General features: G+C 70.5%; 13 protein-coding genes. 6 read left to right on the forward strand and 7 right to left on the reverse strand.

Annotation, left to right across the window (positions count from 1 at the left end):
- Positions 1-137: 137 nt before the first annotated feature.
- From N8J89_RS06320 to N8J89_RS06335, 4 genes are all read right to left on the reverse strand, one after another.
- Positions 138-1,772, reverse strand: a complete 1,635-nt coding sequence (locus tag N8J89_RS06320) for an AMP-binding protein (protein WP_283663413.1) — start codon at positions 1,770-1,772, stop codon at positions 138-140.
- Between the two features lie 26 nt (positions 1,773-1,798).
- Positions 1,799-3,703, reverse strand: a complete 1,905-nt coding sequence (locus N8J89_RS06325) for an SDR family oxidoreductase (RefSeq protein ID WP_283663414.1) — start codon at positions 3,701-3,703, stop codon at positions 1,799-1,801.
- A gap of 61 nt (positions 3,704-3,764) precedes the next feature.
- On the reverse strand, positions 3,765-4,289 hold the full coding sequence (locus N8J89_RS06330) for a GNAT family N-acetyltransferase (RefSeq protein WP_283663415.1): 525 nt from the start codon (positions 4,287-4,289) through the stop codon (positions 3,765-3,767).
- Between the two features lie 2 nt (positions 4,290-4,291).
- Positions 4,292-4,492, reverse strand: a complete 201-nt coding sequence (locus N8J89_RS06335; RefSeq protein ID WP_185002021.1) for a hypothetical protein — start codon at positions 4,490-4,492, stop codon at positions 4,292-4,294.
- Between the two features lie 298 nt (positions 4,493-4,790).
- Here N8J89_RS06335 and sph point away from each other — a divergent pair, with 298 nt between their 5' ends.
- The 4 genes from sph (at position 4,791) to N8J89_RS06355 (ending at position 10,047) form a co-directional block, all read left to right on the forward strand.
- Complete coding sequence (sph, locus tag N8J89_RS06340; protein WP_502868474.1) at positions 4,791-5,612, forward strand: sphingomyelin phosphodiesterase; 822 nt, start codon at positions 4,791-4,793, stop codon at positions 5,610-5,612.
- Positions 5,613-6,383: 771 nt separating this feature from the next.
- Positions 6,384-7,280 (forward strand): hypothetical protein, encoded by an 897-nt coding sequence (locus tag N8J89_RS06345; RefSeq protein WP_283663416.1) that lies wholly within the window; start codon positions 6,384-6,386, stop codon positions 7,278-7,280.
- Positions 7,280-9,052, forward strand: a complete 1,773-nt coding sequence (locus tag N8J89_RS06350) for a GMC family oxidoreductase N-terminal domain-containing protein (protein ID WP_283663417.1) — start codon at positions 7,280-7,282, stop codon at positions 9,050-9,052. The genes N8J89_RS06345 and N8J89_RS06350 overlap by 1 nt, the downstream gene beginning before the upstream one ends.
- A 44-nt stretch (positions 9,053-9,096) precedes the next feature.
- Complete coding sequence (locus N8J89_RS06355) at positions 9,097-10,047, forward strand: tetratricopeptide repeat protein (RefSeq protein WP_283663418.1); 951 nt, start codon at positions 9,097-9,099, stop codon at positions 10,045-10,047.
- Here N8J89_RS06355 and N8J89_RS06360 read toward each other — a convergent pair.
- A complete protein-coding gene (locus tag N8J89_RS06360; RefSeq protein ID WP_283663419.1) occupies positions 10,044-10,493 on the reverse strand; it encodes a hypothetical protein in 450 nt (149 codons plus the stop codon). The genes N8J89_RS06355 and N8J89_RS06360 overlap by 4 nt on opposite strands.
- 737 nt (positions 10,494-11,230) lie before the next feature.
- Here N8J89_RS06360 and N8J89_RS06365 point away from each other — a divergent pair.
- A complete protein-coding gene (locus N8J89_RS06365; protein ID WP_349497447.1) occupies positions 11,231-13,945 on the forward strand; it encodes an aldehyde dehydrogenase family protein in 2,715 nt (904 codons plus the stop codon).
- On the forward strand, positions 13,942-15,651 hold the full coding sequence (locus N8J89_RS06370; protein WP_283663421.1) for a thiamine pyrophosphate-binding protein: 1,710 nt from the start codon (positions 13,942-13,944) through the stop codon (positions 15,649-15,651). Before N8J89_RS06365 ends, N8J89_RS06370 begins: the two co-directional genes overlap by 4 nt.
- Here the strand turns inward: N8J89_RS06370 and N8J89_RS06375 are convergent.
- Complete coding sequence (locus N8J89_RS06375; RefSeq protein ID WP_283663422.1) at positions 15,648-16,214, reverse strand: hypothetical protein; 567 nt, start codon at positions 16,212-16,214, stop codon at positions 15,648-15,650. The genes N8J89_RS06370 and N8J89_RS06375 overlap by 4 nt on opposite strands.
- Positions 16,214-17,002 (reverse strand): ESX secretion-associated protein EspG, encoded by a 789-nt coding sequence (locus N8J89_RS06380; RefSeq protein ID WP_283663423.1) that lies wholly within the window; start codon positions 17,000-17,002, stop codon positions 16,214-16,216. Before N8J89_RS06380 ends, N8J89_RS06375 begins: the two co-directional genes overlap by 1 nt.
- Between the last annotated feature and the right edge of the window lie 3 nt (positions 17,003-17,005).

A 17,005-nucleotide genomic window follows, 5' to 3' on the forward strand; every position in this document is an offset into this window, starting at 1 on the left:
GGGGGATCACCCTGCCGCGCCAACCGGCCGGTCCCCGGGCCTCGGGGGGCGTCGACCCGGCAAAGCCGGACCGACCGGAGTCCTTGATCAACTCCAGTCTGCCCGGTGTGCCGGGGGTCACCGCGGGCGGGGGTAGGTCAGCTCGGGCGGGGCAGCTCGCGCTTGAGCACCTTGCCGGTGGCGTTGCGCGGCAAGGCTTCCAGGAACACCACGTCCCGTGGCACGCAGTGCCGGGCCAGGTTGGCCTTGACCAGCTCGCGCACCGCATCGGCGTCCAGCTCGGCCTGTTCGTCGAGCACCACGTAGGCGGCCAGCCGCTGGCCGAACTCGCGGTCCGGCACGCCAAGCACGGCCGCCTCGCGCACCTGCGGCTGCCGGGCCAGCAGGTCCTCCACCTCGCGCGGGTACACGTTCTCGCCGCCGGAGACGATCATGTCGTCGTCCCGGCCCGCGACGAACAACCGGCCTGCCGGGTCCAGGTAGCCGACGTCGCCGGTGCACATCATGCCGTCGCGGACCTCTTTGGACTTGCCGTTGGTGTAGCCGTCGAAGAGCAGCCCGTTGGCCACGAAGATCCGTCCGGTGCCCCCTTGCGGCACCGGGTCGCCCGACTCGTCCAGGATGGCCAGCCGGGTGCCCAGTGGCGGTTTGCCCGCGGTGGCAGGGGCGGAGGTCAGCTCGGCCGGGGTGGCCACGCTGACCCAGGAGACCTCGGTGGAGCCGTAGAGGTTGTAGAGCACCGGCCCGAACTGGCGCTGGAACTCCACCGCGAGCGCGCCGGGCAGCGCGGAGCCGCTGGAGGCGACGATCTTCAGCTGTGCCGGGTGGTACTTGCGCAGCACCTCCGGCGGCAGCTCCAGGATGCGTTGCAGCATCACCGGAACCGCGAACAGCACCGCGCACTGCTCCTTCTCCAGGGCCTCCACTGTGGACTCCGGGTCGAACCGGCGTTGCAGCACCAGCGGACAGCCCAGCAGCAGGCCGAGTTGCAGGGCGGCCAGGCCCCAGGTGTGGAACATGGGCGCGGCCACCAGCAGCCGCTGCCCGTAGCGCAGCGGGATCCGGGACAGCAGGGTGGCTGCGGAGAACAGGCCGTGCACTTCGGGCCTGCGCGCGCCCTTGGGCGTGCCGGTGGTGCCCGAGGTGAGCACGATGACCCGGCCGTGCGCCGAGGGCACCGGCAGCTCGGTGGCGGGGGAGGACTCGATCAGCGACTCGATGGTCTCGCTGCGGGTCTTCTCATCCGGCCAGGCGGTCACCCGGCGCACCCCGCGCGGGGCCTTGGCCAGCAGCGGGCGGAACTCCGCGTCGGCCACCACCAGGCTGATGCCCTCCTCCTTGAGCACCGCGCCGATCTGGGCCGCGGACGCGCCGGTGTTGAGCAGCACCAGGTGCACGCCGAGCTTGCCGGCGGCGACCATGGACTCGACCAGGCCGCGGTGGTTGCGGCAGAGCACGGCCAGCTTGTCGCCGGTGACCAGGCCGAGCCCGGCCAGGCCGTGCGCCAGCCTGGTGCTGCGGGTGTCCACCTCGGCCCAGGTCAGCGTGCCCAGCTCGTCGATGATCGCGGGGGCGTCCGGGTGGCGGTGGGCGCCGACCGCGTAGCCGCCGGGCAGGGTCAGCGACCAGCGGCGCAGCGCGCGGGCCATCTGGTAGAGCCGGTCGGGGCGGACCGGCATGACGATTCCGGTGCGGGCCAGCACCAGCAGGCCGAGCAGGCTGGTGCCGCATTGACCGAGTAGTCGGCGGGCGGTGGCGACCACGGTGGTCACGCTCAACTCCTTCGGCAGCGTGCTGATCAGACGGCGCCCAGGCGATAGATCACGTTCATCACCCGGTCCACCGCCTTGGGGGCAATGGCGTAGGAGGCAGCGCCGAGCGTGCCCACCGGCAGCGAGATCCTGGTGGGCCGCTTGATCAGCGCTTTCAGCACGAGGTTGGCGGCCTGTTCCGGGGAGGCCGCTGGCAGCCGCCGGTAGACCTTGGTCGGTTCGATCATGGGCGTGCGCACCAGCGGCATGTGCACGGTGGTGAAGGTGATCCCGTTGCCGTGCGCCTCCGCGCTGGCCACCCTGGTGAAGGCGTCCAGCGCGGCCTTGGAGGCCAGGTAGGCGGCGAAGCGCGGGGTGCCGACCTGGGTGCCCTGGGTGGAGATGTTGACGACGTGGCCGAACCGGCGCGCGGTCATGTGCGGCAGCAGGCCGAGGATGAGCCGGACCGGGGCGTGGTAGTTGATCGCCATGGTCCGCTCGAAGTCGTGCTGCCGGTCGGTGGAGCGCAGCAGTGAGCGGCGGATCGACCGCCCGGCGTTGTTGACCAGCATGTCCACCGCCTCGTGCTGGGCGAGCACGTCCTTGAGCATGGCCCGCACCGCCTCGGTGTCGGTGAGGTCGCAGGGGTAGGTGAACGCGGTGCCCCCGGCCGAGGTGATCTCCTCGCGCACCTGGGCCAGCTCCTCCGCGCGCCGGGCCACCAGCAGCGGGATGCCGCCGTGCCGGGCGACCGCGAGCGCGGTGGCCCGGCCGATGCCGGAGGAGGCGCCGGTGATCATCACGGTGCGCCCGCCGAGCGCGCCCCCGGACCGGGGACGGCGGGCCCGGTCCGGGTCGAGGTGGTCACGCCAGTACCGCCAGAGCGTGTCCGCGTACTCGCGGAGCTCGGGCACCCGCAGGCCGCTGCCGGCCAGCGCGCCCTGGGTGGCGGTGCTGTCGAAGGTGGCGGTCAGGGTCAGGTGCGGCAGTGCCTCCGCGGGCACGCCGAGCCGCTCGAACAGCAGCTTCGCGCCGGGGACCCGTTCGGCGGCGCGGCTGAGCGCGCGCAGGCCCCGGTCGCTGAGCGCGCGCAGCGGCGCGGAGAGCGGACCGGGCAGCGAGAACGCCATCGTTGGCGCGCCCGCGACCGCGGCGAAGGCGTTGTAGACCTCGGTGATCGGCTGCGGGCGCGGCGAGGTCAGGTGGAAGGTCCGGCCGGGCGGGTGCGCGGCGTGCGCGAGGTGGTCGATGGCCCCGACCACGTAGTCCACCGGCACCACGTTGGTCGCGCCCAGGTCCGCGCCGACCAGCGGCAACCGGCTGGGCAGCTTGGCCAGCCGGGCGAAGGTGGGGAAGAAGAAGTACGGCCCGTCCACCTTGTCGATCTCGCCGGTCCGGGAGTCGCCGACCACCACCGCGGGCCGGTAGATCCGCCACGGCACCGCGTGCTGGGAGCGCACGATCTGCTCGGCGGCGAACTTGGTCGCGTGGTACGGCGAGGCGAACCGCTGGCCCAGGTCGAAGTCCTGCTCGGTGAACACGCCGCGGTGCTCGCCGGCCACGGCCACCGAGGACACGTGGTGCAGCCAGGACACGCCGAGCTCGGCGGCCAGGTCGACCACGCGCTGGGTGCCGTCCACGTTGACCGCGCTGTTGTGCTCCTCGGTGGCGGTGAGGTCGTAGACCGCGCCCAGGTGCAGCAGGTGGTCGATCCCGCCGGCCAGCCGCCTGCGGTCCATGTCGCTGAGGCCCAGCCCGTCCTCGGCCAGGTCGCCGAGCACCGGCATGACCAGCTCCCGCCGCGGCCAGCGGGCCGCGATCCGGTCGAGCTTGTCCTGTGAGGCCGGTCTGACCAGCACATATACCCGGTCGCAGGTCTCACGGCCGAGTAGCCGCTCGACCAGCGCACTGCCAAGGAACCCGGTAGCCCCGGTCACGAAGTAGGTGCTCACCGCCACCTCCCTTGGCGGTGATTCTGACACTACCTACTCGCGAGTAGCTAGTCCCAGTTGCTCATTGGTCCACCCGGAGCTCGAGAACCTGGCCCTGCCAAGCCTCCACCTGAACCGATTCCACCGGCGTGAACCCGGCCCGCACGTAGTACTGGACCAGTGCCCCACCGCCGCCTGCCCAGCAGTCCACCCGAACCTTCTTCAACCCCAGTCGGACGGCCTCGTCTCGCGCGTCGGCCAGCAGCGCGGCCCCCGCGCCCCTGGCGTCCGGGGCCCGGCGGCCGACCAGGCCCATCACGTACAGCTCGGGCTCGGTGGCGGGGGAGACGTAGGCGGGCGCGGGGCCGACCGAGCTCATCGCCAGGGTCAGCCCGTCCCGCTCGGCCACCCGCAGCGCGCCGGCCTCGGCCCAGCCGCGGACCTGCTGGACGCGCTGCGGGATGGCGGAGAAGGGGGCGGTGCCCCATTGACCGGTGCGGCCGCGTTCGGTCAGCCAGCGCACCGCGTCGTCGAAGAGCGCCAGCATCGTGTCCGCGTCCCTGACCGTGCCGCGCCGCACGGTCAGGGACCCCCAGGTCTCTGTCATCACTACTCCGTAGTCACCGCCGCGTAGATGGCCGCCTCGCGAAGGGCGGCCCGTAACCGTCCCACCTCCAGTGGCTCCAGCACAGCAGCTTCGCCAGGTGGCGCGACGATCACGACCGAGCCCTGCTTGACGAAGACGGTCAGCTCACGTCTCCGCCCAGCCACATCCCGGCACCACACCTGCCACTCCCGTCGGACAACCACGGCCCCCGACCTCCAGCCTTGCCGTCTCACGTCCAAGGACGCTCGCGGAACCGGGACGTCTCGGGTTGCGCTTCGTGACGCACCTTCGCGCAGGTTTCTTGCTCCGTTCGCCCGCTTGACCGATAGAGGTATCGACAGGGTGACCCAGCACACTCATCCTTGATGCCCATGCGAACCCGAACGCTTCTCACGTTCCTGCTGGTCCTGGGCGTCACCGCCGCGCTGACCCCCATGGCGCAGGCCGAGCAGCAGTTCCCCCGGATCGCCAGCCCACAACGTCTTCCTGTTCTCAAAACTGATCTACCCCAACTGGGGCCAGGACCAGCGCGCCGACCTCATCGACAGCCAGGCCGTCCTGGCAGGCCAAGACGTCGTCGTCCTCCAGGAGGCATTCGACAACTCCTCCTCCGAGCGCCTGTTCACCAACCTGTCCGACACCTACCCCCACCGCACCCCCGTGGTAGGCCGCAGCAAGGCAGGCTGGAACACCACCCGAGGCGACTACACCGACCTGTACCCCGAGGACGGCGGCGTGGCCATCCTCAGCCGCTGGCCGATCACGGAACGGGTCCAGCACGTCTACAAGCCAAAATGCGGCACCGACGCCTTCTCCGCCAAGGGCTTCGCCTACGCGAGGATCAACTCACCCGGCGGCCCGGTGCACGTCCTGGGCACCCACCTGCAAGCCGACGACGGCGGCTGCAACGGCAAGGCCCCGGAGATCCGCGCCGGTCAGCTGGCCGAGTTGGCCGCGTACATCCGGGATCGCGACATCCCGGCGAGCGAACCGGTGATCGTCGCGGGGGACCTGAACGTGGTCCTGGGCACTCCGGAGCACGCAGCGGCCCTGGCGACCCTCGATGCCAACGCCCCGGCGCACACCGGCCACCCGTACTCCTACGACCCGCAGACCAACTCCATCGCCAAGGACCGGGACGCGACCGGGCCTCGGCAGCAGCTGGACTACGTCCTCCTGGTGAAGGGCCACCGGGGTCCGGCGAACTGGGTCAACGAGACCCGCGCGGTGCACTCTCCTAAGTGGACAGTTAAGTCGTGGGGCAAGGAGCACACGTACACCGACTACTCCGACCATTACCCGGTGTTCGCGGCAGGGAGCTAGCGAGGGGCTGGCTTTTCGAAAACCTGTCCGAAGTCTTGAGGTTCCCCATGCCCGTCAACCTGGAGACATCACACCACATCCCAGCCCACGGACGTGCACAGCAACCGCCGCCAAGGCCACGCAACGCGACGGCGGCCGTGGGCTGGGATGTGGTTTGATTTCGGAAGGTTGACGGGCATGGGGAACCTCAAGACCCGCCTGCGTCTCTGCCCTTGACTTTGACTTTCCCCCCCATGCTTTGATTCCTGCCCGTCCGGCGAGGACGCTCTTGATCTTCGCTCTTGACTGAAAACCCAAGACCAAGATCAAAAGAATGTCCTCGCCGGACGGGCAGACCACCGGAGGGTGGGGCAAGTCAAAAGCCGGGACGAGCAGGTTGCGGGGCGGGGTTTGTGTTGCCGGGGCCGGTTCCAGCGTGCTCGCGACCCTCTCGTCTTCTCCGCACAGCCTTCCGACAGCGAACCACATCCCCACCAGCGGCCGCCGTCACGTTGCGAGGGTTCGGCGGCGGTTGCTGTGAGCGTCCGCTGGCGGGGATGCGGTTAGCAGTCTCCAGGCCGTACGGAGAAGACGAGAGGCCCGCTTTGTGGGTTTTCACCCCGCGTTGGCGACCCTCGGTATCCCTCGGATGCGCGATGATCCCCACCATCGTTGCCACCCATCCGAGTGGTCTCCGCGTCACCTGCTTGCTGGCTCCTCCGCTCCCCGGTACGTATGCCAACACCCCGCCCACCGGGGTACCACCACACCTCCTGCCGCAAGGACGCGGACATGTCTTCTGCTGACCTGGCGCGCCGGGCTTTCCTTGCCCGGATTGGCGTTCTGGGTGCGGTCACCGGTGCGGGGGTGTTGCTGCCGCCCGTGCTGGGCGCCACGCCCGCCGCTTCGGCCGCGCCGCCGTTGCCCATCCTCGTTGACCTGCTTCGCCCGATCCTCGCCGAGCTCGCGCGGGACACCCTCAACGGCCTGACCACCTTCGTGGTGCCCGGTCCGGACGGCTACTCCCGCGCCCAGGGCACGCCCGTCTCGAGTCCCGGTGCGATGGAGATGGGCGCCACCGACTTCATGATCGAGGCGCTTGACCACTTCGTGCCCTTTCCCGATCAGCTGGCCAAGCCGCTGTCGATGGCCTTCGTCACCGCGCTCGCGGACACCGGGATCAAACTGCCGGAAAGTCTCCTCGGACTGATCGACCTGCAAGTGTCCACATTGGACAAAGCTCTGGCCCTGGTGTTGCAGAACGATGAGACACTTCCGCTCTCCCTGGTGATCGCGTTGCTGCTCAACCTGTTGGCGACGCAGGTGAACCCGCTGGCGCTCAACGGACCCTTCCTGTCGCCGTTTGCTCGGTTGTCCTTCGCGGACAAGGCCAAGGCGTTCGCGTTGCTGGAGGGGCCGGACGCGGATCTGGTGGCGTTGCTGGACCAGAACTTGCCGCAGCCGTTGCGGGGGAGTGTGTCCGGGCTGTTGAAGTTCGTGGGTGGGGCGCTGCTGGAGTTTCCCGCGTTCGGGGCCTACTCCGAGTGGAAGGTGTTCGACAAGCGGACCAAGAAGCTGCGGGCGCGGCCCATCGGCTGGCAGCTGACCGGGTACCAGCCCGCCGGTCCGGTTGAGGGCTGGGACGACTTCCGTGGGTACTACCAGGGCCGAACCTCGGTGGAGGACTGATGCGCGACGTCATCGTGATCGGCGCCGGTGGTGGCGGGCCGGTCGTGGCCGCGGAGCTGGCCGGGCGTGGGCTGGACGTGCTGCTGCTGGAAGCCGGGCCCCGGCATGCCAAGCCGCGCGAGGAGTGGACGCACTTCGAGAACGACGCCAACAACCCGCTCACCGGGTACCTGCGGTTCGGGCCGCAGGACCGGAACAAGCCCGCCTGGTTCCGGGAGACGCCGCAGAACTCCTTCCTGTGGCAGCTCTCCGGTGTCGGCGGCACCACCCAGCACTACTACGGCAACTGCCCGCGTGCCTATCCCGGGGTGTTCGCCGGTTACGACGGTCCGGACGTGGCCAACTACGACGTCGAGCACCGCTTTCCCTTCGCCTACAAGGACTTGGTGCCCTACTACGAGTGGGCCGAGGCGACCCTGCCGGTGCAGACCGCGGCCATGGGCCTGAAGGAGGAGACCTTCTTCCGGGGCTGTGAGACCCTCGGCATCCCGGTGCAGAAGACCAAGACCACGCTTGGCGCCTCCTACCGGCCGCAGGAGAACGCGATCCTGCAACCCGGGGGCACCGCGGGCCGCACCACCGACGCCTCCAAGCTGGTCTTCCCGATGGCCACCGGATGCACCTTCTGCGGCTACTGCTTCCAAGGTTGCATGCAGCCCGTGCGCGCCCCGCGCAACCAGTTCGCCAAGCGCTCCACCGACAACAGCTACGTGCCGCTGGCCATCACCGCCGACGCGGTCCGGCCCGGCGCGAAGCCGGCCACGCTGATCGCCGACGCCTTCGTCACCCGGGTGCACACCGAGCGCAGGGGCACCGCGCTCACCGCCACCGGGGTCACCTGGCGGACCGGGGCGGGCGTCGAACACCGCGAGGACGCCAAGGTCGTGGTGATGGCCGCCGGGTGCACCGAGACGCCCCGGCTGTGGCTCAACAGCGGGCTGCCCAACCCCAACGGCTGGGTCGGGCGCGGCTACACCGACCACCACTTCGACTGGGTGATCGGCCAGTTCGACCGGGACACCGACTCCACCAAGGGCGTCGGGTCCTCCGCGCGCTGCGAGTTCCCCGGCTACGGCGGCCTGGAGAACGTCGGCCTGCCACCGGCGTTGCAGGCCTTCAGCATGACGTTGAGCGACAGCGGCATCCGCGGCCGCTACGGCAACGGCCGCGGCGCCACCGGGCCATGGGACGGACCGGCCGGCCGGTTGATCGGGCCGGAGCTCAAGGAGGTGCTGGCCGGCGGGGTGAACCGGCTGCTCAACGTGCTGGTGATCACCGACGACGACGTGGAGGCGCAGAACCGGGTGGTGCCCTCGGTGCTGCCCGCTGACGAGCACGGGCCGGTCGCCAAGGTCGAGTTCCGCCAGCGTCAGCGCACCGCCCGCACCCAGCGCAACCGCGAGTACCTGGCCAAACGCGCCACCCAGCTGCTGCGCGGGGCGGGCGCGAAGAAGGTGTTCCGGATCGACTGGGCGCCGCTGATCCTGCACGTGCAGTCCACCATGCGGATGGGCCTGTCCGAGCAGAACTCGGTCACCCGGCCCACCGGCGAGTCCAGGGCCGTGCGCGGCCTCTACATCGCGGACAACTCGGCGCTGGCCAACGCCCTCGGCGGCCCCAACCCGACCCTGACCACCCAGGCCCTGGCCACCCGCACCGCCGAGCACATCTTCCAGACCCACTTCGGCGGCTCCCCGTGGGTGCGCACCGAGTCGCCGATCGTCTCCACCGACCCCCGGATCAGCCAGGCGCTCGGTCGCCTCGGCCTGTGACGCCCCGACCGGGGTCATCTGGCGCACGTGCGAGACTCCACCCCGTGACCGAGGAGCCCGAGGCGTGGTGCCGCCAGGCCGCGGCCCACCTGGCGAACGGCAAACCCAAGCGCGCCCTCCAAGCCGCCGAACGGGCCACCGAGCTGGCCCCGGACGCGGAAGCGCCGCACCGGCTCCGCGGCATCGCGCTCACCGAGCTGGGCAGGCACGCCGAGGCGGTGGCCGCCGCGCGGGAAGCCGTCCGGCTGGCGCCGGGGGACTGGCGCGGGCAGGTCGCGCTGGCCGAGGCGCTCGGCGCGGGTGGGGCGATGCTCGACCCGCAGCGGCCCGAAGGCCACCAGGCGGTGGCTGCGGCCCGCCGCGCGGTGGAGCTGGCTCCGGCCGAACCGCGCTGCTTCGAGGTGCTCGGCGACATCGCGCTGCGCGCCACCCGCTGGGACATCGCCGAACAGGCATACCTGGCCGCGCTCCGCCTCGATCCCGGCAACAAGCACGCCAAGCTGAACCTGGACCTGGTGCGCAAGAGCGCCAAGTCCGGTCAAGCCCCGGCCCCTTCCGGATCGGCCGACGATGCCCAACTGCCCACCGGCGAACCCCCGCCACTCCCTGCCGACGCCGTGGCCCGGCTGCTCTGGCCCACCGCGCGCACCCTCACCCTGGTGCTCAGCCTCGGCTCGCTGGCCCTGGTCATCGCCGGACTGCCGCAACCCGGACCCGGCCACGTCTGGCTCGGCGTGCTGCTGCTGGCCGCCACCGCGGTGCTGGCCGCGCTGCCGCTGCGCCACCTGCCCGCCACGGTCCGGCCCAGGCTGGTCCGCGTCCTGGCCAGCCGCCCCCGCCTCGGCCTGACCACCCTGCTGCTCGGCTTCGGCGCGCTCTGCTTGCTGGCCTGGACCGCCATCTCGCTGTTCCAGCCCGGCGACATCCAGCTGCCCGTGCTCACCTGCCTGAGCACCGCCGTGGCCGCGGTGCTGGCCAGGCTGCGCCGGGGCTAGGCGCGCGCCGGCTCGTCCTTCTTCGAGAAGCTGACCAGGCCGTCGATCACCACGATCAGCGTCCAGATGATCAACGGGCTGTGCAGGGCCTGGGTGCGGGCCGGATCGCCGGTGAGCAGGATCGCGCCGCCCATCAGCGCGGCCAGCACCAGGTACATCCGCAGCAGCCGGAACCAGGCCGAGCGCTCCCGCCGCGAGCGCGGCCACGACTGCTCCGGGTCGGTGAACTCGGGCGCCGGCTGACCGCGCTTGCGGGCGTAGCGGGCCTGGAACTTCCGGTCCAGCTTGCCGATGTGCCGCTTGCCGTAGGCGATGGAGTAGCCGAGGTAGATCGCCGCCAGCGAGTGCGCCAGGTTCGCGGTGCCGCCGCCGAGCAGGTCCCAGGTCGCCACCGCCAGCAAGACCACGTCGACCACCGGTGTCAACAGCAGAATTAGCGTCGACACCCTTGGCCACTGCACTGCGTAGCGCACCAGCAAACCGGTGAACAGAATCACCCAAAACGCGATTTCGCAGGCGATGATGACGAAGTACAACACAAGGCACGATTCAAACAGGTTGCTGATCCGGGCTCTACCTGCACAGACCCGACTCGTCCCCGCACGGGCTAGCAGAAGACCTGAGTACCACCTGGAGGTAAGCCTCCAGAATGATTTCTGGCCGTTCGGCTGGACATCGCCGGGCTCGCGTGCGATCGTTCGCCGCGTTGGGCTGCCCGGCATTGTCCCCCAGCGGTACCGGTCGCCCACGCTCTGCGCAGCCCCGGCTGACCTGCCTCCAACGCAGGTCACCCGGGGCTTTCGCGCTTTTTCTGACGCTTTCCTGACAGTTGCCTGAATTCCCTTTTCTCCGTGCAGCTGTACGAGAACGGAATGAGCGTCTGACGTTTCTTTGACATTGCTTTGACATTGGTCACAGTTGGCCTGGACTGCGCTGCGCGTATTACTGCTGTCACGCAGCGTTAATACCTTTGAAAATCTTGATGCGAACCCTGCTCCGTTCGCCCCAACTTTTTGAAGTGCTCTCCACCGCACCCAGTCGGCTCGTTAGGCTGACTATCGATCCATCTGGGGTGTGTCTGTCAGTGGCCGGAACTGAGTGCGCGTCGTCGCGCCCGCCGGCTGCCCCGGTAGCAAGGGGATCTCGATGATCCCGGCGGCGAGTGGCGACGTCGATACTGGCGATGGATGTGGGAAGCGGGAGAGCGGCAGTGGATCCTGTGGCAGCGAAGTTGGTGACGGCTGACTCGGTGCGTTCGGTGGGCGAGGTCGAACAGGACGCGCTCCGGGTGGCGGCGGTGTTGCGCGGCCGGGGCGTGGCGCCCGGCGACCGGGTGGTGCTCAAGGCGGACAACTCGGCGGGCTATGTCACCGCGCTGCTCGCGCTGGTGCACCTGGACGTCTCGATCGTGCTGGTGGACCACCGGCAGACCCCGGAGGAGACCCTTCGGTTCGCGGGGCTGGCTCGGGCACGGTGGGCAGTGCTCCAGCCGGCCCTGCCCACCGCCGAGGTGGGCACGCTGCTGCTCGACGAGCTGATCGCCGAGGCCGCCAACGGCCAGGACGTGCTCGGCTCGCTCTCCTTCGTGGACTGGTTCTCCCGCTCCGACGCGCTGATCGCCTGGTCCTCGGGCACCACCGGCGAGCCCAAGGGCATCGTCCGCTCGGGCCGCTCCTTCCTGGGCAACATCGAGCGCACCCAGCAGCGGATGAACTACACCGAGGCCGACGTCCTCATGCCGCTGCTGCCCTTCTCCCACCAGTACGGGCTCTCGCTGGTGCTGCTGTGGTGGGTGGCCCGCTGCTCCTTCGTGGTCGCGCCCTACACCCGCCTCGACCACGCGGTCGACATGGCCGGCCGCTACGGCGTCAGCGTGGTGGACGCGACCCCCGCGACCTACCACACCATGCTCAACCTGCTGCGCCGCCGGCCGGAGTTCGGCACCGGGCTGCGCGGGGTGCGGATGTGGTGCGTGGGCGGCGCGCCGCTGGACCGCGCGCTGGCCGACAAGTTCATCGCGGCCACCGGCCAGCCCCTGCTGGACGGCTACGGCAGCACCGAGCTGGGCAACATCGCGCTGGCCGCCCCGGACAACCCGGTCGGCTGCGGCAAACCGCTCGACGGCGTGGACCTGCAGATCATCAACGACAACGGGGTCACCGCCGCGCCCGGCGAGATCGGCGAGATCCTGGTCCGCTCCAGCGGCCTCATGCAGGGCTACCTGGCCGCCGACGGCAGCGTCACGCCGCGGGAGAACGACACCTACCGCACCAACGACATCGGCTACCGGGACGCCGAGGGCAACCTCTACGTGGTCGGCCGCAAGTTCGCCGTGCACCGGATGGGCCACACGCTCTACCCGGAAGCCCTGGCCCGCAAGGCCGAGGTGGTGGGCGCGCCGATCAAGGTGGTCGCGCTGGACGACCAGCGCCGGGGCAGCCAGCTGGTGTTCGTGGTCGCCGACCCCGAGCTGCGCGAGGCCAGGCACTGGCGCGAGCTGATCTGCGCCGAGCTGCCGCCCTTCGAGCAGCCCAACCAGGTGCTGGTGCTGCCGGAGTTCCCGCTCAACGCCAACGGCAAGCCCGACCCCCGGCAGCTGGAGCAGCTCGTGCTGGAAGCCCTGCCCGGCGCCAAGGACCGGGTGACCCGGACCACCGAGCCCGAGCCGGTTCCCGACCTGTCCGCGCTGCACTACCCGGAGCGGGTGCAGGCGCTCAACGCGGTGCTGGACTTCCTGCGCGCCAACCCGCAGCAGGTCATCGACGTGCTCACCGAGATCTCCAACCACAAGGCGGTGCTGGAGGAGATCGAGGCGACCATCAGCGCGCTGGAGGGCGCGGTCGAGGAGGTCTCGACCTACCGGCCGGGCCAGGTGGACAAGATGGCCGTGTTCATGTCCTCCAACGTGCTGCTCTACTCCTACGCGCTGTACATGCTGATCCCGTCGCTGTACACCGACGAGATCATCTTCCGGCCGTCCAGCCAGGTCGCGGGCACCACCAGGCGCGTGCACGAGCTGCTGGCCCCGGTGCACGAGCTGGAGTCGATCGAGCTGACCACGCTGAGCCAGCGGCAGTTCGTCGAGGTCCCGGTGGCCGAGGCGGACGTGCTGGTGTTCACCGGCGCGTACCAGAACGCGGAGCTGGTCCGTTCCGAGCTGCGCGATGACCAGATGCTGCTGTTCTTCGGCCAGGGCGTGAACCCGTTCATCGTCGCCCCCGGCGCGGACATCGACCTGGCGGTCACCGACGCGCTGCGCATCCGCATGGTCAACTCCGGCCAGGACTGCTTCGGCCCGGACGTGTTCATGGTCAACTCCGCCGAGGCGGAGCGGTTCACCGACCAGCTGGTCAAGCGGGTGGCCGACCTGCGCTACGGCAGCTACACCGACCCCGAAGCGGACTATTCTTCCCTCTGCTACGACACCGCGCTAGAGGCGGCGGCGGACTACCTGCGAACCAACAGAGAACACATCGTGCAGGGCGGCCGGGTGGACTTCCGGTCGCGGCATGTGGAGCCCACGGTGCTCGTGCGCAGGTACAACAAGAAGATGCCCATCGAGGAGACGTTCTCGCCCATCTTCAACGTGGTGGTCTACGAGAACGCGCAGCAGCTCAAGTCGTTCATCAACTCGCCGCTGGTCAACGAGCGGGCCATGGCCGCGATGATCTACGGCGAGGACCAGGCGGCGACCGAGCTGCTGGCCAAGCGGCACGCGGTGTGCGCCAACATGACGATCTTCGAGGTGGAGAACGGCAACAAGCCGTTCGGCGGGCACGGCGTGGCCGCCAACTACGTCGCCTACCAGGGAGAGCGGCACGCCGAGCCGATCCTGATCTCCAAGGCGGTCGCCGAGCACCTCCCCGCAGCCAAGCAGAGCAGGATGGCCAACGCATGACCGAGCAGACCTACCAGGGCGCCTGGAACGCCGCTGTCGACTTCCTCACCGCGGCGGGGATCGAGACGATCTTCGGCCTGCCCGGTGACGACCTCGGCATGCTGCGCGCCCTGGAGCCCACCGACCGGCGCATGGTGCTGTGCCGGGACCAGCGCAACGCGGTGTTCATGGCCACCGGGTACGCGCTGCAGTCCGGCAAGCCCGGCATCGCGGTCATCGGCAAGGGCCCGGCCGCGGCCAACGCGGTCACCGGTCTGCTGGAGGCGCACTGCTCGGCCGCGCCGGTGGTGGTGCTGGCCGGCGGCACCAGCGTGGAACAGCGCGGCAGCAACGCCTTCCAGGAGCTGGACCAGCTCGCGCTGGTGGCTCCGCTGACCAAGTGGGCGCACCGGGTGGACCACCCGGACCGGGTGGCCGCGGCGCTGGAGAAGGCGCTGCTGATCGCCACCTCCGGCCAGCCCGGCCCGGTGTACCTGGAGTTCCCGGACCACCTGCTCAAGGAAGAGATCCCGCGCACCCGCCCGTGGAACACCCTGGCCGACGTGGCCAGGGCCGACCACGCCCTCGGCGCCGCTGAGGGCGCTGCTCTCGAAGCGATCAAGGCGGCCAAGCGGCCGCTGATCCTGGTCGGCGGCGGCATGCGGCACCGCAACGCCGACCGCCTGGTCGAGCGCCTGGCCGAGACCATCGGGGCCGGCATCTACAGCACGGCCACCGGACGCTCCACTGTGGACGAGAGCCACGCCCAGTTCTGCGGCCTGGCCGGGCTGTACTCGCCGCAGCAGACCGCCGAGCTGTGGAGCGGCGCGGACCTGCTGATCACGCTGGGCTCCCGCCTTGAGGAGACCGCCACCTTCGGCTGGGAGGGCATCGGCTCCACGGTGCCGGTGGTGCAGGTCAACATCGACGCCGCCGGGCTGTCCGTGGAGTTCGCCGGTCCCAAGGTGATCGGCGACGGCGCGGGCACCGTGGCGGCCTGGCTGACCGCGCTGGCCGGGCACACCCCGGACGCGGACTGGGTGGCCACCATCTCCCGCTGCCGCGCCGCCACGGCCGCCGCCGCGCAGGACCGGCTGAAGATCTTCGGCGAGGACGGCTACACGCACGTGGCCGAGGTGCTCGCGGCCATCGACGCGGTGGCCCCGGCCTCCCGGATCCTGGTGCAGGAGAACGGGTTGCAGGACATGTGGTCCTACATCTACCCGTACTACTCCACCGGCGCGCAGGGCGGCTCAGTGGTCCCCTCCGAGCAGACCACGCTGGGCTTCGGCGCGGCCGCGGCCGCCGGGGTCAAGATCGCCGCGCCGGACCGCCCAGTGATCGCCTTCGTCGGCGACGGCGCGTTCAACCTGTTCCGCAGCGACCTGGAAACCCTTGGCCGGGAAGGCATCGGGGTGGTCTACGTGGTGCTGCGCAACGGCGGCTACGGCTGGTTGCAGTCCCAGCTGGACCAGCACGGCCTGCCCGCCGAGCGCTACCCGTTCGTCTCCAGCGAACTGGCCGCCGCCGCGCACGCCACCCCGCCGAAGGTCGAGCAGGTCGTGATCACCGACAAGGCGGCGCTCACCGACGCGCTCGGCCAGGCGGTGACCGCCTCACTGGAGGGCCGGGTCACCGTGGTGCACGTGCCGGTCGAGCTCTCCGACGCCCCGCCCGGGATCAGCGACCTGGAGGGCGACTTCCCCGGCGGCAACGAGAAGCACTAACCGCGCAGGTACGCCTCGCCCCGAGGGGAGAGGCGGTAGCCGACCTCAAGGCTCTCGGTCAGCCCGAGCTCCTTGAGCTTGCGCACGTCGTTCTTGAACGGCACCGTGTCCCGGCCGGTCCGGGCGGCCAGCTCAGCCGCCCGGACCCCGGGACACTCCGCGATCAGCCCGAGCACCGCGGCCGTCCACGGCCCGCGCTTGGCCCGACTGTCCATTCCGGACAGCTTCCGCGCGATTTCCGCTCTGTCCACTTCGGACAGTGCGTCCTGTTCGCGCAACGAGATCCGCGGATCGGCCCCGCCCAGCCGCAGCTCGATCCGGTACAGCGTGCCGCCTTCACCCTTGTGCAGGCTCCGCAACAGCGCCGCCCGGTCGGCGAACCCGGCCCGCACCGCCTCCTCCTCGCCGACCTCCTCGACCGGTTCCACCGCGAGGATCTCCACCAGCCCTGCCGCGGTGCGCAGCACGGTGCCCGCGCGCACGCTCGGCCGCCGCCAGCGCCGGAACGCCAGGGTGACCGCACCGGCGGCGATGCCCTCCAGTGCGGCACTGGTGAACAGCATCAGTCCTGGTCCAGCTCTCCCAGCAGGCGCTCGATCTGCCCGGTCAGCCGGTTGCCGTCGGCCGGGCTCATCGTGGTCCACGGCGTGCCGTCGGAGCCCCGGTGCTCCTCCATCAGGTAGCGCCCGGCCGGGGTGTCGTAGAAGGCCACCACGTGGTCGGCCCGGTTGCGCCGCCCGAGCCGGTCGGTCACAGTCGCCCCGAACTGACCGCTCTGCTCCGCGCCCTCGATCATGATCGCCACACTCTGCGCGTCGGCGGCGCTGATCCCGTTGTCGCGCAAGGCTTCCGCGAACGCCTTGACCGAGGTGCCGACATCCCGCGCGGCGGTGTCGATCACCGAGCTGGGCAGCGAGATCGAGTGACCCGGCCCGGCCTTGCGCACGGGCAGCAGGCCCACCACCGCCCTGGCCAGCCCGCCGGGGTAGATCGGCCGCAGGCTCAGCTCGTCCTCGCTGAGCACCGCCAGCACCGCGTCCTCCCCGGCGCTGACGGCCAGCGCCCGCACCTCCCGGCCCAGCCACAGCCGCGCGTCCACCGCGCGGGCGGGCTTGGCCAGCAGGGTCAGCGCGTCCACCAGCTCCGGCCGCACCCCACCGTTGCTGACCAGCTCGTTGCGGTGCAGCTCGTCCCAGGCCTCGTTGACCGCCTCGGTGCGCTCGTGTTCTTCGTAGCCGCGCGGGTTCACGTGCAGCACGATCGGCATCTCGGTCAGCCGCAGCTTCTCCCACAGCACCTGGTACGCCGAGGCGGAGAGCCGGAACTCCGGCGCGGCAGAGGTTTCCAGCATCGC

The sequence above is a fragment of the Crossiella sp. CA-258035 genome (assembly GCF_030064675.1).
In the GTDB taxonomy this organism is placed as follows: domain Bacteria; phylum Actinomycetota; class Actinomycetes; order Mycobacteriales; family Pseudonocardiaceae; genus Crossiella.